This is a genomic window from Pseudomonas sp. LS.1a, assembly GCF_022533585.1.
Classification (GTDB): Bacteria; Pseudomonadota; Gammaproteobacteria; order Pseudomonadales; family Pseudomonadaceae; genus Aquipseudomonas.
Map to the genome: position 1 here is coordinate 4,257,580 of NZ_CP092827.1, position 20,815 is coordinate 4,278,394.

21 protein-coding genes are annotated in these 20,815 nt (G+C 64.1%); 9 read left to right on the forward strand and 12 right to left on the reverse strand.

Annotation, left to right across the window (positions count from 1 at the left end; all coding sequences use genetic code 11):
* The first annotated feature begins 352 nt into the window (after positions 1 to 352).
* Positions 353 to 1,717: a glutamine synthetase family protein gene (locus MKK04_RS19755; RefSeq protein WP_207830889.1), complete on the forward strand. Its 1,365-nt coding sequence runs from the start codon at positions 353 to 355 to the stop codon at positions 1,715 to 1,717.
* A gap of 24 nt (positions 1,718 to 1,741) precedes the next feature.
* Positions 1,742 to 3,049: an NAD(P)/FAD-dependent oxidoreductase gene (locus MKK04_RS19760; protein WP_241105901.1), complete on the forward strand. Its 1,308-nt coding sequence runs from the start codon at positions 1,742 to 1,744 to the stop codon at positions 3,047 to 3,049.
* Between the two features lie 149 nt (positions 3,050 to 3,198).
* Here MKK04_RS19760 and fadD1 read toward each other — a convergent pair whose 3' ends face one another.
* Complete coding sequence (gene fadD1 / locus MKK04_RS19765) at positions 3,199 to 4,896, reverse strand: long-chain-fatty-acid--CoA ligase FadD1 (RefSeq protein ID WP_233687548.1); 1,698 nt, start codon at positions 4,894 to 4,896, stop codon at positions 3,199 to 3,201.
* 359 nt (positions 4,897 to 5,255) lie between these two features.
* Positions 5,256 to 6,944: a long-chain-fatty-acid--CoA ligase FadD2 gene (gene fadD2, locus MKK04_RS19770; protein WP_241105902.1), complete on the reverse strand. Its 1,689-nt coding sequence runs from the start codon at positions 6,942 to 6,944 to the stop codon at positions 5,256 to 5,258.
* 219 nt (positions 6,945 to 7,163) lie between these two features.
* Between fadD2 and MKK04_RS19775 the strand changes: the two genes are divergently transcribed.
* On the forward strand, positions 7,164 to 8,108 hold the full coding sequence (locus MKK04_RS19775; RefSeq protein WP_207830882.1) for an alpha/beta hydrolase: 945 nt from the start codon (positions 7,164 to 7,166) through the stop codon (positions 8,106 to 8,108).
* 34 nt (positions 8,109 to 8,142) lie between these two features.
* Positions 8,143 to 8,613, forward strand: a complete 471-nt coding sequence (locus MKK04_RS19780) for a MaoC family dehydratase (RefSeq protein WP_196182458.1) — start codon at positions 8,143 to 8,145, stop codon at positions 8,611 to 8,613.
* A 126-nt stretch (positions 8,614 to 8,739) separates the two neighbouring features.
* On the opposite strand, the gene MKK04_RS19785 is transcribed toward MKK04_RS19780, so the two are convergent.
* From MKK04_RS19785 to MKK04_RS19805, 5 genes are all read right to left on the reverse strand, one after another.
* Positions 8,740 to 9,978, reverse strand: a complete 1,239-nt coding sequence (locus MKK04_RS19785; RefSeq protein ID WP_207830879.1) for an RNA polymerase sigma factor — start codon at positions 9,976 to 9,978, stop codon at positions 8,740 to 8,742.
* Positions 9,978 to 10,463, reverse strand: coding sequence for an SRPBCC family protein (locus tag MKK04_RS19790; protein WP_063912944.1), 486 nt, complete (start codon positions 10,461 to 10,463; stop codon positions 9,978 to 9,980). The genes MKK04_RS19785 and MKK04_RS19790 overlap by 1 nt, the downstream gene beginning before the upstream one ends.
* 21 nt (positions 10,464 to 10,484) lie before the next feature.
* On the reverse strand, positions 10,485 to 10,829 hold the full coding sequence (locus MKK04_RS19795; protein ID WP_013973721.1) for a YciI family protein: 345 nt from the start codon (positions 10,827 to 10,829) through the stop codon (positions 10,485 to 10,487).
* A gap of 43 nt (positions 10,830 to 10,872) precedes the next feature.
* Positions 10,873 to 11,298 carry a YybH family protein gene (locus MKK04_RS19800; protein ID WP_207830876.1) on the reverse strand — a complete coding sequence of 142 codons (426 nt, stop codon included), beginning with the start codon at positions 11,296 to 11,298 and terminating at the stop codon, positions 10,873 to 10,875.
* A 261-nt stretch (positions 11,299 to 11,559) separates the two neighbouring features.
* Positions 11,560 to 11,817: a DUF2790 domain-containing protein gene (locus tag MKK04_RS19805; protein ID WP_003254632.1), complete on the reverse strand. Its 258-nt coding sequence runs from the start codon at positions 11,815 to 11,817 to the stop codon at positions 11,560 to 11,562.
* 354 nt (positions 11,818 to 12,171) lie between these two features.
* Between MKK04_RS19805 and MKK04_RS19810 the strand changes: the two genes are divergently transcribed.
* Complete coding sequence (locus MKK04_RS19810; protein WP_233687546.1) at positions 12,172 to 12,540, forward strand: GNAT family N-acetyltransferase; 369 nt, start codon at positions 12,172 to 12,174, stop codon at positions 12,538 to 12,540.
* On the opposite strand, the gene def is transcribed toward MKK04_RS19810, so the two are convergent.
* Both def and MKK04_RS19820 read right to left on the reverse strand, forming a co-directional pair.
* On the reverse strand, positions 12,495 to 13,031 hold the full coding sequence (gene def, locus MKK04_RS19815; RefSeq protein ID WP_063912947.1) for a peptide deformylase: 537 nt from the start codon (positions 13,029 to 13,031) through the stop codon (positions 12,495 to 12,497). The two genes, MKK04_RS19810 and def, sit on opposite strands and share 46 nt — an antisense overlap.
* The gene (locus MKK04_RS19820; protein WP_207830868.1) at positions 13,028 to 13,987 is read right to left on the reverse strand and encodes a YihY/virulence factor BrkB family protein; all 960 of its coding nucleotides are present in this window, start codon (positions 13,985 to 13,987) and stop codon (positions 13,028 to 13,030) included. The genes def and MKK04_RS19820 overlap by 4 nt, the downstream gene beginning before the upstream one ends.
* A 294-nt stretch (positions 13,988 to 14,281) precedes the next feature.
* Here MKK04_RS19820 and MKK04_RS19825 point away from each other — a divergent pair, with 294 nt between their 5' ends.
* Positions 14,282 to 14,662, forward strand: coding sequence for a hypothetical protein (locus tag MKK04_RS19825; protein WP_013973727.1), 381 nt, complete (start codon positions 14,282 to 14,284; stop codon positions 14,660 to 14,662).
* Here the strand turns inward: MKK04_RS19825 and MKK04_RS19830 are convergent, their stop codons facing one another.
* Complete coding sequence (locus MKK04_RS19830; protein WP_013973728.1) at positions 14,663 to 15,499, reverse strand: CvfB family protein; 837 nt, start codon at positions 15,497 to 15,499, stop codon at positions 14,663 to 14,665. It lies immediately after the preceding gene.
* A 131-nt stretch (positions 15,500 to 15,630) separates the two neighbouring features.
* On the opposite strand from MKK04_RS19830, the gene MKK04_RS19835 reads away from it, so the two are divergent.
* Positions 15,631 to 16,491: a DUF6279 family lipoprotein gene (locus tag MKK04_RS19835; protein WP_241105903.1), complete on the forward strand. Its 861-nt coding sequence runs from the start codon at positions 15,631 to 15,633 to the stop codon at positions 16,489 to 16,491.
* Positions 16,492 to 16,602: 111 nt separating this feature from the next.
* Here MKK04_RS19835 and aceK read toward each other — a convergent pair whose 3' ends face one another.
* Positions 16,603 to 18,318, reverse strand: a complete 1,716-nt coding sequence (aceK, locus tag MKK04_RS19840; RefSeq protein ID WP_233693744.1) for a bifunctional isocitrate dehydrogenase kinase/phosphatase — start codon at positions 18,316 to 18,318, stop codon at positions 16,603 to 16,605.
* 250 nt (positions 18,319 to 18,568) lie between these two features.
* On the opposite strand from aceK, the gene MKK04_RS19845 reads away from it, so the two are divergent.
* Together MKK04_RS19845 and MKK04_RS19850 are read left to right on the forward strand one after the other, a co-directional pair.
* Positions 18,569 to 19,444, forward strand: a complete 876-nt coding sequence (locus MKK04_RS19845; RefSeq protein WP_063912951.1) for a DMT family transporter — start codon at positions 18,569 to 18,571, stop codon at positions 19,442 to 19,444.
* A 13-nt stretch (positions 19,445 to 19,457) separates the two neighbouring features.
* Positions 19,458 to 19,916, forward strand: a complete 459-nt coding sequence (locus tag MKK04_RS19850; protein WP_207830860.1) for a DUF4265 domain-containing protein — start codon at positions 19,458 to 19,460, stop codon at positions 19,914 to 19,916.
* A 3-nt stretch (positions 19,917 to 19,919) separates the two neighbouring features.
* Here MKK04_RS19850 and MKK04_RS19855 read toward each other — a convergent pair whose 3' ends face one another.
* Positions 19,920 to 20,801, reverse strand: coding sequence for a DMT family transporter (locus MKK04_RS19855; RefSeq protein ID WP_207830857.1), 882 nt, complete (start codon positions 20,799 to 20,801; stop codon positions 19,920 to 19,922).
* Positions 20,802 to 20,815: the final 14 nt, after the last annotated feature.

Here is a 20,815-nt window from a genome sequence, read left to right on the forward strand (position 1 = left end):
GAAGAGGCCAGTTGCAACAGCACATATGTTTAGCCAAATGCGATGTAAAGGTTGCCATTCACTGCTTTAATCAACCTTACGCCGCATGTGAGTATCAAAGGCATGACTCCCGTCCAGCCCATCGCCCCACCGCTGTCCCGCCCTTCGCTGCCGAAGGCCCGGCGCCGTGCCGGTGAAAATCCGCTGGTCCACATCATCCTTGCCTTCTGGGCCCTGTGGCACTGCCGTCACGCGCGCCCACCGGATTTCTCGCTCACGCCTTCGTGACCCAACCCGGCCGTCGTCTGGCCGTTTGAATCAGCCGGGCCGCCTGCATGCGCGGTGGCCCTGTGCGCCCGTGAGCGAATCCATCATGCACTTTGCACCCGTAGAGCAGGCCAGCCGTTTTCTGGCCGACAACCCCGATATCGAGCTGTTTGAACTGTTCATCCTCGACGCCAACGGCGTACCGCGCGGCAAGCTGCTGCACCGCGAGGAACTGCTGGCCGTGTACCAGACCGGCCGGCCGCTGCCCAGCACCATCCTCGGCCTGACCCTGAACGGCGACGACGTGGAAAACTCCGGCCTGGTGTGGGACGTCGGCGATATCGACTGCCGCGCCTACCCGCTTGAAGGCAGCCTGGTGCGCCTGCCCTGGCGCCGGGTGCCGACCGCCGCAGTGCAGGTGAGCATGCACCCAAGCGAGGGCCTGCCGGCCAGCATCGCCGACCCGCGCCACGTGCTGCTGCGAACCATCGAGGCGTTGAAAGCCGACGGCTACCATCCGGTGATGGCCTGCGAGCTGGAGTTCTACCTGCTCGACCAGCAACCAGATGCCCAGGGCCGCCCGCAACCGGCGCTGGACAACGATGGCGGTCGCCCACGCACCACCCAGGTGTATGGCCTGCGCGAACTGGAGCAGATCGAGCCGTTCCTCGCCGACCTCTATGCCGCCTGCAAAGCCCAGGGCATCCCGGCCCGCACGGCGATTTCGGAATACGCCCCCGGCCAGGTGGAAATCACCCTCGAACACGGCGACGCCCTGCAGGCGATGGACCAGGCCGTACGCTACAAGCGCCTGGTCAAAGGCGTGGCCCATGCCCATGGCATGCAGGCCTGCTTCATGGCCAAGCCGTTCGCGCAACTGGCCGGCACCGGCATGCACATGCACCTGAGCCTGGCCGACAGCGCCGGCAACAACCTGTTCGCCAGTGAGGACAAGGCCGGTACCCCGCTGCTGCGCCAGGCCGTGGCCGGCATGCTGCGCCACCTGCGCGACTCGCTGCTGCTGTTCTGCCCCAACGCCAACTCGTTCCGCCGCTTCCAGGCCAACAGCTATGCACCGCTGGCGCCGACCTGGGGCGTGGACAACCGTACCGTGAGCCTGCGCATACCGGGCGGCCCGGCCAACAGCCGGCATGTGGAGCACCGCATCTGCGGCGCCGACGCCAACCCCTACCTGGCCGCTGCGGCGATCCTTGCCGCCAGCCACCGGGGCATCCGTGAACAACTTGACCCGGGGGCACCGGTAGAAGGCAACGGCTATGCCCAGGCCACCGAACACCTGCCCACCGACTGGCTGACCGCTCTCGATGCCCTGCAGCATTCCAGCTGGGCTCGCGAAGCACTGGGCGAGGACTTCCTTGGCGTGTACCTGAAGGTCAAGCGCGCCGAGTACCGCCAGTTCATGGCCGAAGTCAGCGAGCAGGACTGGCGCTGGTACCTGCACCAGGCCTGAGCCCCCACCTAACAAGGAACACCCATGAACGCAGCATTGAACAAGGGCCCGGCGCAGCGCGCGCCGTCCTACTACAGCGCCACCCTCAACGACCACACCGAGTACCCGCAGCTCAAGGGCACGGTACAAGTGGATGTGGCGATCATCGGTGGCGGCTTTACCGGCGTGGCCACGGCGGTGGAACTGGCCGAGCGTGGCCTGAAAGTGGCCATCGTCGAAACCAACCGCATCGGCTGGGGTGCCAGCGGGCGCAACGGCGGCCAGGTCACCGGCAGCCTGTCGGGCGACGAAGCCATGCGCACGCAGATGCGCAACCGCCTGGGTGCCGAGGTCGATGACTTCATCTGGCACTTGCGCTGGCGCGGGCACCAGGTGATCGAGCAGCGCGTGGCGCGCTACGGCATCGACTGCGACCTCAAGCGCGGCCACCTGCATGCCGCGATGAAGCCCTCGCACATGGACGAGCTGCGCGCATTCGAAGCCGAGGCCCGGCGGCGCGGCATGGGCGAGCAGGTGCAACTGCTGGACCGCAACGGCATGGCCGAGCACCTGCAAAGCCCGCTGTACCTGGGCGCGCTGAAGAACCTGCGCAACCTGCACCTGCACCCGCTCAACCTGTGCCTGGGCGAGGCCCGTGCAGCCCATGGCCTGGGGGCGCTGATTTTCGAGAACTCCGAAGTGCTGGACATCGTCCACGGCCTGCGCCCGGCGGTGGTCACTGCTCACGGGCGGGTCGAGGCGCGCCAGGTGATGCTGGCTGGCGATGTGTACCACAAGCTGGAAAAGCGCCAGCTCAAGGGCAAGATCTTCCCGGCCATGGGCGGCATTGTCACCACCGCACCGCTGGGGGAACTGGCCGAGCAGATCAACCCGCAGGACCTGGCGGTGTACGACTGCCGCTTCGTGCTCGACTACTACCGCCTGACCGCCGACAAGCGCCTGCTGTTTGGCGGTGGCGCCAACTATTCCGGCCGTGATTCACGGGATATCGAAGGCGAACTGCGCCCGTGCATCGAGCGCACCTTCCCGGCATTGAAAGGCGTGCCGATCGAGTTCCAGTGGAGCTGCGCCATGGGCATCGTGGTCAACCGCATCCCCCAGTTGGGCAAGCTGTCGGACAACGTGTGGTATTGCCAGGGCTATTCGGGGCACGGGATTGCCACCAGCCACATCATGGGCGAGATCATGGCCGAGGCGCTGACCGGGACGCTGGAGAAGTTCGACACCTTTGCCCAGTGCAAGCATGTGCGGGTGCCGATGGGGGATTTGCTGGGCAACCCGCTGCTGGCGGCGGGGATGTGGTACTACCAGATGCTGGAGAAACTGCGCTGATTACGCGGTAACTGTGGGAGCGGCCTTGTGTCGCGAAAGGGCCGCAAAGCGGCCCTAGGGTCTCAGCGGTGATGCTGAAATTGCTGGGGCCGCTTTGCGGCCCTTTCGCGACACAAGGCCGCTCCCACATTGAGCGTGCAGGGCTCTGATCAGGCGATCTTCTTCAAACCCTGCTTCTTCAGCTCTTCATCGCGCAGTTCGCGGCGCAGGATCTTGCCCACGTTGGTGGTCGGCAGCGCATCGCGGAACTCGATCTGGCGCGGAACCTTGTAGCCGGTGACGTTGGCGCGCATGTGCTCCATCACCTGTTCCTTGGTCACGGTCATGCCCGGCTTGACCACGATGAACACCTTGATCACTTCACCGGACTTCTCGTCCGGCACGCCGATGGCCGCGCACTGCAGCACGCCCGGCAGGGCCGCCAGCACATCTTCCAGCTCGTTGGGATACACGTTGAAGCCCGAGACCAGGATCATGTCCTTCTTGCGGTCGACGATGCGCATGTAGCCGTCCGGCTGGATCACGGCGATGTCACCGGTCTTCAGCCAGCCATTGCTGTCGAGGATCTCGGCGGTAGCCTCCTCGCGCTGCCAGTAACCCTTCATCACCTGCGGGCCCTTGACGCACAACTCGCCCACCTCGCCCAGCGGCAGCTCGTTGCCGTTATCGTCGATGACCTTGCACAGGGTGGACGGCACCGGAATGCCGATGGTGCCGACCTGGTTGGCCTCTGAGGGGTTCACCGCGGCCACCGGGCTGGTCTCGGTCATGCCATAGCCTTCGCAGATGGCGCAGCCGGTCACGGCCTTCCAGCGCTCGGCCACGCTCAGCTGCAGGGCCATGCCACCAGACAGGGTGATCTTCAGCGCCGAGAAGTCCAGGGCGCGGAAGGCCTCGTTGTTGCACAGGGCAACGAACAGGGTGTTGAGGCCGACGAAGCCGCTGAACTTCCACTTGCCCAATTCCTTGACCATGGCCGGCAGGTCACGCGGATTGCTGATCAGCACGTTGTGGTTACCGATCAGCATCATGGCCATGCAATGGAAGGTAAAGGCGTAGATGTGGTACAGCGGCAGTGGGGTGATGAGGATTTCACAGCCTTCGTGCAGGTTGGCGCCCATCAGTGCCCGGCACTGCAGCATGTTGGCCACCAGGTTGCGGTGAGTCAGCATCGCGCCCTTGGCCACGCCGGTGGTGCCGCCGGTGTACTGCAGCACCGCCACGTCGTTGGCCTGCGGGTTGGCCTCGGTCACCGGCTGGCCCTTGCCCAGCGCCAGTGCGTCGTTGAAGCGTACGGCACGCGGCAGGTTGTAGGCCGGTACCATCTTCTTCACATACTTGATCACGCTGTTGATCAGCAGGCGCTTGAGCGGCGGCAGCAGGTCGGCCACTTCGGTGACGATGACGTGCCTGACCTGGGTCTTGGGCACCACCTTCTCGGCCAGGTGGGCCATGTTGGCCAGGCACACCAGGGCCTTGGCGCCGGAGTCGTTGAACTGGTGTTCCATTTCCCGTGCGGTGTACAGCGGGTTGGTGTTGACCACGATCAGCCCGGCACGCATGGCACCGAATACCGCCACCGGGTATTGCAGTACGTTAGGCAGCTGCACGGCAATGCGGTCACCCGGCTTGAGGTCGGTATGCTGCTGCAACCAGGCGGCAAACGCCCCCGACAGCGCATACAGCTCGCCATAAGTGATAGTCTTGCCCAGGTTGCTAAAGGCCGGTTTGTCGGCAAAGCGTTGGCAGGATTGCTTGAGTACCGCCTGGATATTGGGGAATTCGTCAGGATTGATTTCCGCCGTAATCCCGGCTGGGTACTTATCCTTCCAAAAATGTTCGATCATGGAAGCCCACTCCTTCAGCAACAGCGAAGTTCGATTCACGCGTCGATGCGCTTATTATTGATATGAGATGACGGCTCGTTGCAAACCGGATCATCTGAAAGCGGGCCGAGAGTAACAGCTTTGCCTGGGGTCGCCTAGAGGCCAAAACAGGCCTCACGGTCACAAAAATGACTCAATGAACAATACAGGTCATTTTTAGAGTAATTATCCAAAATGTTGCAGATCGGGCTGTAAAAAGCCTGCTAGAGCTGTTTGAAAGCATTCGCGGGTGAACCCGCTCCCACACAGGTACTGCACAGGCCTTGAGAACTGCAAGCCCCTGTGGGAGCGGGTTCACCCGCGAAGAATCCAACTCGGTCTCAAGCGATATCCCGCAGCTCCCGCCGCAGGATCTTGCCCACCGGTGTCATCGGCAACGACTCGCGCAGCACGATGTGCTTGGGCACCTTGTAGCCGGTAAAGTTGGCCTTGCAGTAGGCCTTCAGCTCATCCACGCTCAGCCCGCCTTCGCGCGGCACCACGAACAGCTTCACCGCCTCGCCGGAGCGCTCGTCCGGCACGCCGATGGCTGCGCAGTTGGCGACCTTGGGGTGGCCCATCACCACGTCCTCGATCTCGTTGGGGTACACGTTGAAACCCGAGACGATGATCATGTCCTTCTTGCGGTCGACGATGCGGGTGAAGCCGTCCGGGTCGATCACCGCGATGTCGCCAGTCTTGAACCAGCCTTCCGCATCCAGGGCCTGGGCCGTGGCCTCGGGCTGCTGCCAGTAACCTTTCATCACCTGCGGGCCCTTGATGCACAGCTCGCCCCGCTCGCCCAGCGGCAGCTCGTTGCCGTCATCGTCGATCACCTTGAAGGCGGTGCCCGCCACCGGGATGCCCACCGTGCCCAGGCGCGCCAACTGGCCGTAAGGGTTGGTGCTGGCCACTGGCGAGGTTTCGGTCAGGCCGTAGCCTTCGACAATGCGGCAACCGGTAAGCGCCTCCCAACGCTCGGCCGTGGCCTTGACCAGCGCGGTGCCGCCGGAATTGGTGACCTTCAGCGCCGAAAAGTCGAGCTGGCGGAAGCCCGGGTGGTCCATCAGCGCGACGAACAGGGTGTTCAGGCCCAGCAAGGCGGAAAAACGCCATTTGCCCAGCTCCTTGATGAAGCCGGGGATATCACGCGGATTGGTGATCAGCACGTTGTGATTGCCGGTGACCATCATGCACATGCAGTTCGCGGTAAAGGCATAGATGTGATACAGCGGCAGTGGTGCGATCATCACCTCCTGGCCTTCCTTGATCAGCTTCTGCCCGTCCGGCCCGTGCTGCGAGAAGCAGGCCAGCACCTGCAGCATGTTGGCCACCAGGTTGCCGTGGGTGAGCATGGCGCCCTTGGCCAGGCCGGTAGTGCCGCCGGTGTATTGCAGCACGGCGATGTCGTCCAGGCAGAGCGGCACCGGCTTGTGCGACAGCTCGCGGCCCTGGCGCAGCACCTGCTTGAACGGCACCGCCTGGGGCAGCTGGTAGGCCGGCACCATTTTCTTCAGCTTGTCGACCACGGTGTTGACCAGCCAGCCCTTGGCGGTAGGCAGCAAGTCGCCCATCTTCGCCTCGATCAGGTACTCGATGCCGGTATCGGGCAGCACCTCCTGCACGCGCTTGCCGAACATGTTCAGGTACACCAGCGCACGTGCGCCGCTGTCCTTGAACTGGTGACGCATCTCGCGCTCGGTGTACAGCGGGTTGGTGTTGACCACGATCAGGCCTGCGCGCAGGGCACCGAACACGGCGATGGGGTATTGCAGCACGTTGGGCATCTGCACCGCGATGCGGTCACCCGGTTTGAGGTCGGTATGCTGCTGCAACCAGGCGGCGAAGGCCGCCGAATGGCGTTCCAGCTCCGCGTAGTTCAGGGTCACGCCCAGGTTGCTGAAGGCCGGGCGGTCGGCGAAGCGTTTACAGGAGCGCTCGAACACCTCGACGACCGAGGTGTAGGCATTGATGTCGATGGTCGAAGGCACGCCCGCCGGGCGCTTGTCATTCCAGAAGTCGGCTTGCATTTATTATTGTTCCTCTGCCTGGACCTGCTGTGAGTCCTGTAGTCCTTTCACCTGCCCGCCCGAAAGCGAAAAGGCGTTGATCCGACGTTAGCAGGTAAGCTCAAGGCGGCATATACGCCAAGTGCCGCCATTAACATTGTGAATCTTATTTGTGTCCTTCCTGCAATCCGGTCGGTTGTGCATACACTGTCCGGATACCTGTGCGCACAAGGACCCGCCATGCCTCACGACGCCTTCTGGCTGCCCGCCAGCGAGCACTGCAGCCTGTACGTGCACCAATGGCTACCGGCCACGCCGGTAAAAGCCGTGGTGCTGCTGGCCCACGGCATGGCCGAACATGCCGGGCGCTACCAGCACCTGGGCCATGCCCTGAGCGCGGCCGGCTTTGCCCTGTTCGCCGCCGACCAGCGCGGCCATGGGCGCACCGCCGAACTGGGCAGCCTCGGCCTGTTCGCCCGCCATCATGGCTGGAATGCCGTGGTCAACGACCTCGGGCTGCTGGCCCAGCACATCGGCCAGCAGTACCCGTGCACGCCGTTGTTCCTGTTCGGCCACAGCATGGGCAGTTACATCGCCCAGGCCTATCTGCTGCACCACAGCGCCAGCCTGCATGGGGCGATCCTCAGCGGCTCCAACTACCAGCCGGCGGCGCTGTACCGCGTGGCGCGGCTGATTGCCCGGCTGGAGGCCTGGCGCCAGGGGCCGCTGGGCAAGAGCGCGCTGATCGAATGGTTGTCGTTCGGCTCGTTCAACAAGGCCTTCAAGCCCAACCGCACCGCGTTCGACTGGCTCAGCCGCGACCCGGCGCAGGTCGATCTGTACGTCAACGACCCGCTGTGCGGCTTTCGCTGCAGCAACCAGTTGTGGCTCGACCTGCTGCAAGGCTTGGCGCAGATCAGCCAGCCGAGTAACCTCGCGCAGATCGATCCGAACCTGCCGTTGCTGGTGATCGGGGGTGAATGTGATCCGGTCAGTGCCGGCAAGCGTCTCACCCACCTGGCCGACGCCCTGCGCGCGACCGGCAATCGACATGTACAGCTGCGCGTCTATCCTGAGGCACGGCATGAAGTACTCAACGAAACCAACCGTGACGAGGTCACCGCCGATATTCTCGGCTGGCTTGAACAGGCGCTTGCCCTTGGCCGCCCTGTGCGCAGTGAATGATAGCCGCCCTCCTCTACCGCTTAAGGAAGCCCCGATGTCCCAGGTCACCAACACGCCTTACGAAGCCCTCGAAGTCGGCCAGAAGGCCGAGTACAAGAAGTCCGTTGAAGAACGCGACATCCAGCTGTTCGCCGCGATGTCCGGTGACCACAACCCGGTGCACCTGGATGCCGAGTTCGCTGCCAAGAGCATGTTCCGCGAGCGCATCGCCCACGGCATGTTCAGCGGTGCCCTGATCAGTGCTGCAGTGGCCTGCACCCTGCCTGGCCCTGGCACCATCTACCTGGGTCAGCAAATGAGCTTCCAGAAGCCGGTGAAAATTGGCGATACCCTGACCGTACGCCTGGAAATCCTGGAGAAGCTGCCCAAGTTCAAGGTGCGCATCGCCACCAATGTGTTCAACCAGAATGATGAGCTGGTAGTCCAGGGCGAGGCCGAGATCCTTGCGCCGCGCAAGCAGCAGACCGTCGAGCTGGTTTCGCCGCCGAATTTTGTGGCTAGCTGAAGATTGATGCAGGCAGTACCGGCCCTTTCGCGGGTAAACCCGCTCCCACATGGACCTCACAGCATCAAGCCGTGACGCAATCCTGTGGGAGCGGGTTTACCCGCGAAGAGGCCGGCACAGCCAACATCATTCGATAGCCTGCAACCGCCGCTCGATATGCCTGCGCTCCGGCTCCTGGCGGGTCAGCGCCAGCGCCTGCCGCCAGGCCGCACGCGCCTGCTCCACATGCCCCAGCTGGTAATACAGCTCGGCCCGCGCCGCATGGGCCAGGTGATAGTCCAGCAGTTCACCCCGCGCCAGAATCCCTTCGACCTCCCGCAGGCCAGCCTCCGGCCCATCCCGCTTCGCCAGCGCCACGGCCCGGTTCAGCTCTACCACTGCTGACGGCCAATGCCGCTGCAACACGTCATACAGCCCGACGATCTCCGCCCAGTCGGTCGCGTCGGCGGTCGCCGCTTCGGCATGCACCGCTGCAATCGCTGCCTGCACGGTATAGGCACCGAACGCCCGGCTTTGCAGGGCCTGGCGCACCAGTTCGCAGCCTTCGGCAATGCGTTGCCGGTCCCACAGGCTACGGTCCTGCTGCTCCAGCAATACCAGGTTGCCCTGGCCATCGGTACGCGCCCGCTGCCGGGACGCTTGCAGCAACATCAAGGCCAGCAGGCCGACCGCCTCCGGGTCGGGCAACAACTGCACCAGCAGCCGCGCCAGGCGAATGGCTTCATCGCTCAGTTCCTGCTGCAACAGCGCCTCGCCCGACGACGCCGAATAGCCCTCGTTGAACACCAGGTAGATCACTCGCAGCACGCTCTCCAGCCGCTCGGGCAGCTCGTTCAGTTCCGGCACCTGATAAGGGATGCCGGCATCGCGGATCTTGGCCTTGGCACGCACGATGCGCTGGGCGATGGTGGCCGGGCTTTGCAGGAAAGCCCGGGCGATCTGCTCGGTGGTCAGGTCGCACACTTCACGCAGGGTCAGCGGCACCTGGGCATCGGCGGACAAGGCCGGGTGGCAGCAGGTGAAGATCAGCCGCAGGCGGTCGTCGGCCAGCAGTTCTTCTTCGCTGGGGTCCTGCGCCTGGCCGTCGAGCAGCATGCTCAGGTCCACCTGGGAACGATCGAAACGGGCGCGCCGGCGCAGCGCATCGATCGCCTTGAAGCGACCGGTTGAGACCAGCCACGCCCGCGGGTTTTCGGGGATACCGTCACGCTGCCAGCGCTCGACGGCGATGAAGAAGGCATCGTGCATGGCCTCCTCGGCCAGGTCGAAATCACCCAGCAGGCGGATCAGCGTCGCCAGGATGCGCCGCGACTCGCGCCGATAGACCGCCTCGACCTCGGCACGTACCTGCGCCAGTGCCGTCATCAGTCGGGCATCCGCTGGGTTACCACCTCCACCAGGCGGTCCAGGCTCTCTCCCCAGCCCTGGTGGAAGCCCATTTCCTCATGGGCGCGGCAGTCGGCGGCATTCCAGTGCCAGGCGCGCGCGGTGTAGCGGGTTTTGCCCTGTTCCTCGTCAAAACTGATCACGGCGGTCATGAAGGCCTTGTCCGAAGGCACCCAGCCCGGGCCGAAGGCATCGGTGAACACCAGCCGCCGCGGCGCGGCGATTTCCAGAAACACGCCCTGGTTCGGGTACTCGCTGCCATCCGGTGCCCGCATCAGGGTGCGGAACAGGCCACCGATCCACAGTTGCATCTCGCACTCCGGCGTGGTCATGCCATGCGGCCCCCACCACTGCATCAGCCACTGGGGGTCGGTCCAGGCGCGGAACACCTTGGCCGGCGGCGCGTCGATCAGGCGGCTGATGGACAACTCGTGTTGCGCTTGCGCGGGGTGTGCAAGGCTCATGCTGGTAGGTCTCCGTTGCTGTCAGGGTTGCAGTTCGCGCACCGGCCGCACCTCGACACTGCCGACCCGCGCGGCGGGGATGCCCTTGGCGATGTTCAGTGCCTCGTTCAGGTCGCGGGCCTCCACCAGGTAGAACCCCGCCAGTTGCTCCTTGGTCTCGGCGAACGGGCCGTCGGTCAGGCTCATGTGGCCGTTGCGCATGCGCACGGTGGTGGCGGTCTGCACCGGCTTCAGCGCCTCGGCCGCCAGCATTCGCCCGGAGCCTTGAATGGATTCGGCATACGCCATGCATTCGGCGTCTTCCGGGCTGTCGGGCAGGCTGTGCAGCAGCCCCTCGTCACAATAGACCAGGCACAGGTATTTCATGGTCACCTCCAGGCATTGGCAAAGTGCGTTTGGCGATAACGGCTCAGGGCTTGAGATCGAACAGGGCTTTCTGGGTTTCCATGTCGAACGGCGCCGACCAGTGCTCGTGGATTACCAGCCACTGGCCACCTTGACGACGATAGCCCACGGTGGCGCGCATGAAGCCGCACTGGCTTTCGTTGTCCGCCGGGCCACAGCGGTTCAGCCAGTGAGCCAGGGCCAGGTCGCCAGCGGCATGCACGGTAAGCTCGGCAAAATCGAAAACCATGGGGCCGGGGCACATGCCCATGCACATTTCCCAGTGCGCCTGGTAGGTGGCCTTGCCTTTGAATTGCAGGGCCTGGATGGCATCGAAGGCGACGATGTCGTCGGCATAGGGAGCGACGATGTTGGGGATGTCGCGGTCGCGCACGGCCTGCATCCAGCGCTCGATCAACTGGCGGATCTCGGTTTCGGCTGCGGTGCTCATCGGGGGTTCCTCCGACAGGTCATGGGTGAATGGGCACGGGGGTGCAACGTGCTCTCACCTATGGTCGAACGGGGGACGGAGGAATCGACAGGTCGAGGAAATTATTCTGGTCTGATTGTGGTTGAGATGCATGTCGGGGGGATGGTGTCAGGGCCACAAGGTGTATGCCTTGGGTGGGGTGGTGCCTGTGAGATCGAGCGCCGCGCGGGCGGCGCTCGATCTCACAGGCGCTGAAAATGCTGTGGCGGGCCCTTGGCGGGCTCAACCCTGCTGGCACCCCTCACCCATGGCCCGGTACTGGATGGTGTGCACCTGGCCTTGATGGTCTTCGTAGGTCATGGTCGCAGGGACCACTTCGCAGACGTTGGGGATGGTCGACAGGTTGATCACCCGCTTGATGTCCAGGTTCATGGAGTAGTCGTACTGCTGGGCCACGGGCTCGCTGGAGACGGGTTTGGCCTCATCGGCGAGGGCGAACGAGGACATACCGACCAATGCAAGAATCAGTAGTGGTTTCATGTGTTTGAGCCTTTTGAGCATTCAAGCTGATCGATTGACTTCTATTGCCGTAACCGGCGCGGAGAAGTTGCCATCTGCGGTGGAGATGGCACGAAGTACCGATCCCGCTTCGTACTGCCAGGGGGGATGGGTAAAAGTCTACTCCCGGCCCGGAATAGTTGAACCCCGAACTCGGACATTCACCCTTGCCGAATATGCAACAATCTGCGACAAATTAACCGCAAAATATCGAGCCAGAGCCCCTGGCCGCCTTTCAGGGTAGGACGCGCAATTTCTGAAAACCTGTACTGTTCGAAACTTTCGGACCCGGAACGCCGGCTGCTGGACCACTTTTACCGCCAGCACGGCTCACGCATGCGTGCTGCGGGCGACGCTCAACTGTGGGTAGCGCGGGGCCCCGGCATCATCGCGGGCTTGAGCCTGAGCCCGGTGGGCGATGGCTTCTGGCTGACCGGGTTGTTCGTCGACCCGCAGCGGCGCAGCCGAGGGGTGGCCGGGCGGTTGGTCGAGGCGGCGCTGGCACAGGCTGGCGGGCCCACCTGGCTGTTCTGCCACCCGGACCTTGCGCCCTTCTACCAGCGCCTGGGCTTCGACGTGGCCCGGCAACTGCCGCAAGCCCTGGCTGGGCGCCTGCAGCGCTACCAGCGCAGCAAGCGCCTGGTGGCACTGCAGCGGGGTCAGTCGTCGCTGGCGTCGAGCCCGGGGAACAGCACCTCGGTGTAGCCGAACCGGGAAAAGTCCTGGATGCGTGACGGGTACAGCCGACCGATCAGGTGGTCGCATTCATGTTGCACCACCCGCGCATGGAAGCCGTCGGCAAAGCGGTTGATCGGGTTGCCCTGGGGATCGATGCCTTCATAGCAGATGTGCTTGAAGCGCGGCACCACGCCGCGCAGGCCGGGCACCGACAGGCAACCTTCCCAACCGTCCTCGAGCTCGCTGGACGTTGGCGTGATGACCGGGTTGAGCAGGATAGTCTGCGGCACCGGTTCGGCATCCGGGTAACGCTCGCTGCGCTCGAAGCCGAAGATCACCAGCTGCAGGTCGATGCCGATCTGTGGCGCAGCCAGGCCCACGCCCCCCACATGGCGCATGGTTTCGAACATGTCGTCGATCAGTTGCTGCAGTTCGGCACTGCCGAGCATATGGTCGGGCACTGGCGGGGCGATGCGCAGCAGGCGTTCGTCGCCCATCTTGAGAATGTCACGGATCATCGGGGGTTCGGCTCGGAAGGTTGGTGCTCGCTCGGTATCGGGTGCTCATGGCCCAGCACGGTAATGGTCTCGCGGGGCTTGTGCTCACCGAAGTCCTTTTCGCCAGGGTTCTTGCCCTCGTTCGACATGTGCTCGATCACTGCGTTCATCTCCGCGCCCAGCAGCAACACGGCGGCGGAAATATAGAAATACAGCAATAGTACGATGATTGCACCGATACTGCCGTACATGGCGTTGTAGTCGGCAAAGGTCTTCACGTAGTAGGCAAAGCCCAGCGACGCCACGATCCACACCACCACCGCCAGCACCGAGCCCGGGGTGATGAAGCGGAACTGCTGCTTCACATCGGGCATCACGTAATAGATCAGCGCCACCGCCACCATCATCAGGATGATGATCGCCGGCCAGCGCAGGATGGTCCACACCGTGACGATCACCTCTTGCATGCCGACCTGGGCGGCAATCCACTCCATCACCTGCGGCCCCAGCACCATCAGCGCCGCAGCCACCAGCAGCATGCCGGCGATGCCCACGGTGTAGATGATCGACAACGGAATGCGCTTCCACACCGGGCGCCCCTCGGGCACATCGTAGGCGGCGTTCATCGCGCTCATCATCAGGCGCACACCGGCCGATGCGGTCCACAAGGCAATCACGATACCCACCGACAACAGCCCGCCCTTGGACTGCTGCAACTGGTCGATCACCGGGTTCACCTGCTCCAGCGCCTGGGGTGGCAGCACCAGTTCCGATTGCAGACGCAGCCAGGAGAAGAAGTCCGGCAGGTGCAGGAAACCGATCAGGGCAATCAGGAACAGCAGGAACGGGAACAGCGAGAACAGCATCTGGTAGGCCAGCGCGGAAGCGTAGGTCGACATCTCGTCGTCGAGGAATTCCTTGACGGTGCGTACCAGCACGCGGTGCAGGGGCAGGCCGCGCAGGTCGGGGAAAATCATAGCGTCTCCTTTCGCCGCTTGATTCGTGAGTACCACGGGTAAGTCTAATAGACCATGCCGTTGCTGTGCTGATCCCGGCCATGCTGCGAGAATTTGCTTACGCCTGTACTGGCCTCTTCGCGGGTAAACCCGCTCCCACAGGTCTTCCACTGCCCTTGAGACCTGTGGTGTACCTGTGGGAGCGGGTTTACCCGCGAAGAGGCCGCTACAGGCAGAACAGATGGCAAACCTTGCCCCACTACCCGCCACCCCTCACAATGCAGGCCTTCATAGCGTCAACCCGCAGGAACCTGCATGAAACTCGACAAACCCGCCGCCATTGCCCGGCGCAACGAAGCACTGGCCCGCCCGGTGCTGACCAGCAGCAACACCCTGTTCGCCATCCTCGACCGCAAGCGCAACCTGTGGTGGTTCGAGGTGCCGGTGGCGCTGCTGCGCAAGGGCCAGCCCGACTGGGTCAACCTGCTGCTGCACACCCCGGAAAGCGACGAGCTGCAGCACCTGAAGGTGCCGACCAACTTCCTGCGTGCTCACCAGGAACAGATGGAAGTGCGCAACCCCGGCAAGCGCCGCTCGACCATCAGCCTGGCCCTCAGCGCCGACCGCGACTCGCTGCTGCGCGACACCCGCCCGGGTGGCGAGCAGCTGGACTTCCGAACCTTCGTGCAGGCCTGATCAGGCCTTTTCGATGCGATCGTCATGGATGACGATGCGGCCCTGCTTGAACAACCCGCCAATGGCCTTCTTGAAGTTGCCCTTGCTGACGTTGAACAGCTTGCTGATCAGCGCCGGGTCGCTCTTGTCGCACACCCCCAGCACCCCGCCTTCGGCCTCCAGGCGCGCCATGATCTGCTCCTGCAGGCTGTCGGCCAGGGCCGCGCCGACCGGTTGCAGGCTCAAGGCGATCTTGCCGTCCGCGCGCACTTCCTTGATGAAGCCCTTCTCGTGCATGCCCGAGCGCAGGAACTTGAACACCTCGTTCTTGTGGATCAGGCCCCAGTGGCGGTTGTTGATGATCGCCTTGAAGCCCATCGGCGTCTCGCCGGCCACCAGCAGCTCGACCGGCTGGCCCACCTGGTAGTCTGCCGGGGTGCGGTCCAGGTAGCGGTCCAGGCGTGAAGTGGCAGTGATGCGACGGGTGCGCTTGTCGAGGTACACGTGCACCACGCAGTAGTCGCCGATCTTCAGCGGCCGCGCCTCTTCCGAATACGGCATCAGCAGGTCCTTGGACAGACCCCAGTCGAGGAAGATGCCGGCACCGTTGATGTCCTTGACCTTGAGGCTGGCGAACTCGCCAACCTGCACCTTGGGCTTCTCGGTGGTGGCGATCAGCTGGTCTTCGCTGTCCAGGTAGATGAACACGTTCAGCCAGTCATCCACTTCGGTTTCGGCGTTTTTCGGGATGTAGCGCCCGGGCAGCAGGATCTCGCCGTCGGCGCCGCCGTCCAGGTACAGGCCGAAGTCCACGTGTTTCACGATTTGCAAACTGTTGTAACGCCCAAGCAGAGCCATTTCCGATGTTCCTCAAGACAAGGCGGCTATTCTACACCTGAAGCCAGCGCGCCGCCCGACCGCTGATGCAGTGGAACCGTCAGCGTCCCCCTTGCGTCTACCGTCGGGCCAGCACCCGCAAGGAACAGCCCATGCCGCTACGCCTGTCCAAAGCCCTGCTCGTCGCCATCGGCTTCGCCCTGGCTCTGGCCGCCTGCAGCCGTATCGACCTGGCCTACCGCAACCTCGACCGCCTGGTGCCTTGGTCGCTGGGCGACTACCTGGCCATGAACCGTGAGCAGAAGGCCATGCTTGACGATCGGCTGCGGGAGCACCTGGCCTGGCATTGCAAGACCCAGCTGCCCGGCTACCTCGACTGGCTGGACCGGGTACGCGGCATGGTCGCCGACGACCAGGTGACCGACCAGGCCCTGCAGCAGCGCACCCGCGAAGCCCGCGAGGCGATTGGCCGGGTGGCCGAGGAAATCACCCCTTCGGCCACCGAGTTGTTGCGCGGCATGAGCGATGCCCAGGTAGCGGAGATGCGCGAGGCATTCCGCGAGGACATCAGCGAACGGCAGAAGCTGTATGTGGATACGCCGCTGGCCAGGCAGATCGCCCGCCGTGCCGAACGCATGGAGAAACGCCTGACGCCGTGGTTTGGCGAGCTGACCGCGGTGCAGAAGCAGCGCGTGCAGGCCTGGTCCGCGTCGCTGGGCGACCAGAACCGCGAATGGATCGCCAACCGCGCACACTGGCAGCAGCAATTGCTGCTGGCGATGAACCAGCGCAACGACCCCAGCTTCGAGCCGCGCCTGGCGACGTTGTTGCAGCGCAAGGAGAGCTTGTGGACGCCGGAGTACCGGGCGGCCTATCAGCATACCGAGCAGCAGGCGCGCAGCTTGCTGGTGGATCTGGTGCACCAGAGTACCCCGCAGCAGCGGCGGTTCCTGCAGGAGCGGTTGGGCAAGGTGCGTAGCGATTTCAGTGAATTGAAGTGCTTGAAGGGGTGACCGGGAAAAGCAGGCCCGGCCTCTTCGCGGGTAAACCCGCTCCCACAGGGACCCCACTGGTTTCGAATCCTGTACCGTACCCGCGAAGAGGCCGGGCTTGCTAAAGCACAGTCACCGGCCCTTGCGCCGATACGGAAACACATCGATCACCTTCCCTTCACGAATCGCTGCCTGCAGCCCCTTCCAGTAGTCCGCGTCATACAACTCCCCATGCAAGCGGCTGAACAAGCGCCGCTGGCCGATATCGGCAAACAGAAACGGTGGAAACTCCTCGGGGAACACGTCATGCGGCCCGATCGAGTACCACGGCTCACCCGACATCTCGTCTTCCGGGTAACGCGGCGGCGGGATATGGCGGAAGTTCACCTCGGTCAGGAAGCTGATCTCGTCATAGTCATAGAACACCACCCGGCCATGGCGGGTAACGCCAAAGTTCTTCAGCAGCATGTCGCCAGGGAAGATATTCGCCGCCGCCAGCTGCTTGATGGCCAGGCCGTAATCCTCCAGCGCCTCCAGCACCTGGCCCTCGCTGGCGTGCTCCAGGTACAGGTTCAGCGGTGTCATGCGCCGCTCGGTCCAGCAGTGACGGATCAGCACCGTGTCCCCCTCCAGCGCCACGGTCGATGGCGCCACCTCCAGCAGTTCGGCCAGGCACTCCGGCTCGAACTTGCTACGCGGGAAGCGAAAATCGGCGAACTCCTGGGTATCGGCCATGCGCCCGACGCGGTCGACGCTTTTCACCAGCCGGTACTTGTCGATCACCGTGGCGCGATCGACTGTCTTGGACGGCGAAAAACGGTCCTTGATGATCTTGAACACCGTGTTGAAGCCCGGCAGGGTGAACACGCTCATGACCATGCCACGCACCCCGGGCGCCATGACGAAGCGGTCGTCGCTGCTGGCCAGGTGGTTGATCAACGCCCGGTAGAACTCCGACTTGCCATGCTTGTAGAAGCCGATGGAGGTGTACAGCTCGGCGATGTGCTTGCCCGGCAAGATGCGCTTGAGGAAGTTGACGAACTCTGCCGGCACCGGCACATCGACCATGAAGTACGAGCGGGTGAAGGAAAAGATGATCGACACCTCGGCCTCGTCGGTGATCAGCGCATCGGCCTCGATACCATGCCCTTCGCGGTGCAGCAGCGGGATGACCAGCGGCCACTGCTCATCGCTGTTGAACAGTCGGCCAACCAGATAGGCGCCCTTGTTGCGGTACAGCACCGGCGAAAACAGCTCTACCGCCAGGGACGGGTCCTTGCATACCCAGTCCGGCAGGCAGTCGCGCAGTTGCTCTTCAAGGCGCACCAGGTCGCCTTCCAGGTCACCGTACGGCACATCGAACGGGTAATCGGTGAACACCGCCCGCAGCAGGCCCTTGAGCCCAGCGTCAGGCCGATAGGTACGGGTTTGCGCGGCGCGCTCACGGCCGCGCATGGAGGGTCGGGTGGTGTGGATGAACATGCAGCCGTCGCTGATCAGGTCGTGGCTGAACAGGCTGCAGAACAGCGAGTTGTACCAGGTCTCGGACAGTTCGTCGTCCAGCCGTGGGTCGATCAGGTGGATGTAGGCGTTCTTCACCAGTGGCCATTGTTCCACATCCAGCAGCACGTCCTCGGCAAAGCCCTGGCGCAGCCAGCCGTTGACCTCGGCGACCTTCTCTTCATAGAGGTTGATGCGGGCGGCGGAGGCACGCTGGATATCCTGCCAGCGCGCCTGCTCGAAGCGCTGGCGGGCACCTAGGGTGATGCGCTGGAAGTGGTCGCGGTAGTCGTCGAAGCCGGCAAGGATCATCCGGGCGATTTCGACAGCGGGCCAGGGCTGGGGCATGCGAAGACCTCGGTGCAAGGGTGAGATACAGAGCTTAGTCTGCCTGTCCGGAATACGGCGCCTGTACTGGCCTCTTCGCGGGTAAACCCGCTCCCACAGCTTCTCTGCAATGCTCAGGCCCTGTGAGTAATCCTGTGGGAGCGGGTTTACCCGCGAAGAGGCCAGTACAGGTTTACACCGCAAGAAAGCACAAGAATCCCCTGCCCCCCTGGCGTACACTCGCGCCCCTGCCCTGCCTCCGGAGACCGTCGTGAGCCCCATCGCCCTAGCCCGCCTGCTGACCCTTGCCGCCGTCTGGGGGGCGAGTTTCCTGTTCATGCGCATCATCGCCCCCGAGCTGGGCACGGTGCCGACGGCGTTCTTCCGCGTGTCCATCGCCTGCCTGGGCCTGGTCGCCCTGCTCGCCGCCGCCCGCGTGCGCTGGGACTTCCAGGGCAAGCTCGGCGCCTGCCTGGTACTGGGCATGATCAACTCCGGTATCCCCGCCACCTTCTACTCCGTGGCCGCCCAGGTGTTGCCCGCCGGCTACTCGGCAATCTTCAACGCCACCACGCCGCTGATGGGTGTGCTGGTCGGCGCGCTGTTCTTCCGCGAACCAATGACCCTGGCCAAGCTCTGCGGCATCTTCCTGGGCCTGTTCGGCGTCGGCATTCTAAGCGGCGCCGGCCCGGTGGCTCTGGACCTGGCATTGCTGCAAGGCGCCCTCGCCTGCCTGGCGGCCACTACCTGCTACGGCTTTGCCGGCTTCCTCGCCCGCCGCTGGGTCAGCGGCCTGGACAGCCGCCTGTCGGCACTGGGCAGCATGCTCGGCGCCACCCTGATGCTGAGCCCGCTGTTTGCCTGGAGCGCGCTGAGCCAGCCACCGGCCAGCTGGGGCGGCTGGCAGGTGTGGCTGTCGCTGCTGGGCCTGGGCCTGCTGTGCACAGCGTTCGCCTACATCCTGTACTTCCGCCTGCTGGAGGAGATCGGCCCGGTCAAGGCCAGCACCGTGACCTTCCTGATCCCGGTATTCGGCGTATTGTGGGGGGCGTGGCTGCTGGACGAACCGCTGTCGATGGCGCACCTGTACGGCGGCCTGCTGATTGGCCTGGCATTGTGGCTGGTGCTGCGCCCGGCGCGCAGCTGAAGCGGAGTACAGGATGAACAGCGCGTACAAGAAAGTCCTGTTCCGCCTGGAGCAAGACGAAAACGGCTACCCGCCCGCCTCGGTCGAGGGCCTGTGGGCCAAGGCCGTGGAAGGCGGCTATGCCGTCGACAACATTCCCTTCCATGTCTACGGCATCGCCCCGGGCGACCTGATCGGCACCCGTGAGGAAGCCGGCGAAACCTGGTTCGCCGAACTGCGCCGCAGCAGCGGCAGCTCGGTGTTCCGGGTTATCGTCAAGCCCCCGGAAACCCTGGACCAGGTACGCGCGGCCTTGCACGACTTCGGCTGCAACTGCGAAACCGAGCAGGCAGTGAAGATGCTGGCGGTCGAGGTCCCGCCGCAGCGCTCGCTCGACACCTTGCTCTACTACCTGCTCACCCAGCGCGAAGCCGGCCTGCTGGACTTCGAGGAAGGCGTACTACGCCACGCCATCCCCGAAGAATTCCGCTAGGGCCTACGCCTCGGCCAGGCGCGCGGCGGGCTTGCGGAACACGAACAGCAGGCCCACCACGATCAGCCCCATGCCCAGCAGGCTGAGCGGCGCCAGGCGGTTGCCAAAGATCAGCAGGTCCATCACCGCGGTCACTGCCGGCACCAGGTAGAACAGGCTGGTGACATTGACCAGGTTACCCTTGGCGATCAGCCGGTACAGCAGCAGGGTCGCCAGCAGCGAGACCACCAGCCCCATCCACAGCAGCGCGCCGACGAAACCGCCAGTCCATTCCACATGCAGCGGCTGCAGCGGCGCGAACAGCGCGCACATGGCAAAGCCGGCCAGGTACTGCAGCGGCAGCGTGCCCATGGGGTTGTCGGTGATGCGCTTCTGCAGGATCGAGCCAAAGGTCATGCTGGCCAGCGCCAGCAAGGCGAACAGCATCCCCGCCAGCGACACCCCGCCCAGGTTGATGCCCTGGTAGACCACCATGATCAACCCGCCAAGCCCCAACCCCAGGCCGAACAGGCGGCTCCAGGAGCGCTGGCGTTCCATCAGTACCACGGTCAGGATCGGTTGTACCCCCATCACCGTGGCCATCACGCCGGGAGTGACATGGGTGGCGAGCGCCAGCAGGTAGAAGATCTGGTAGGCGCCGAGCAACACGCAGCCGGTGCCCAGGGCCCGCAGGATGGCCCCGCGACTGCGCGGCCAGCGCAGCCCCAGCAGCGGGCCGATCAGCAGCAGGCCGGCCAGGGCCAGCGCCGAGCGCAACAGCAGGAAGGCAAACGGGCTGGCATGCGCCAGGCCCAGCTTGGAGACGATCGCCCCACTGCTCCACAGCAGGACGAACAGGCTGGTCGTGGCCGCCGAGGCCACGGATGCTTTGCTAAGGACAGACATGTATTGCCACCTGA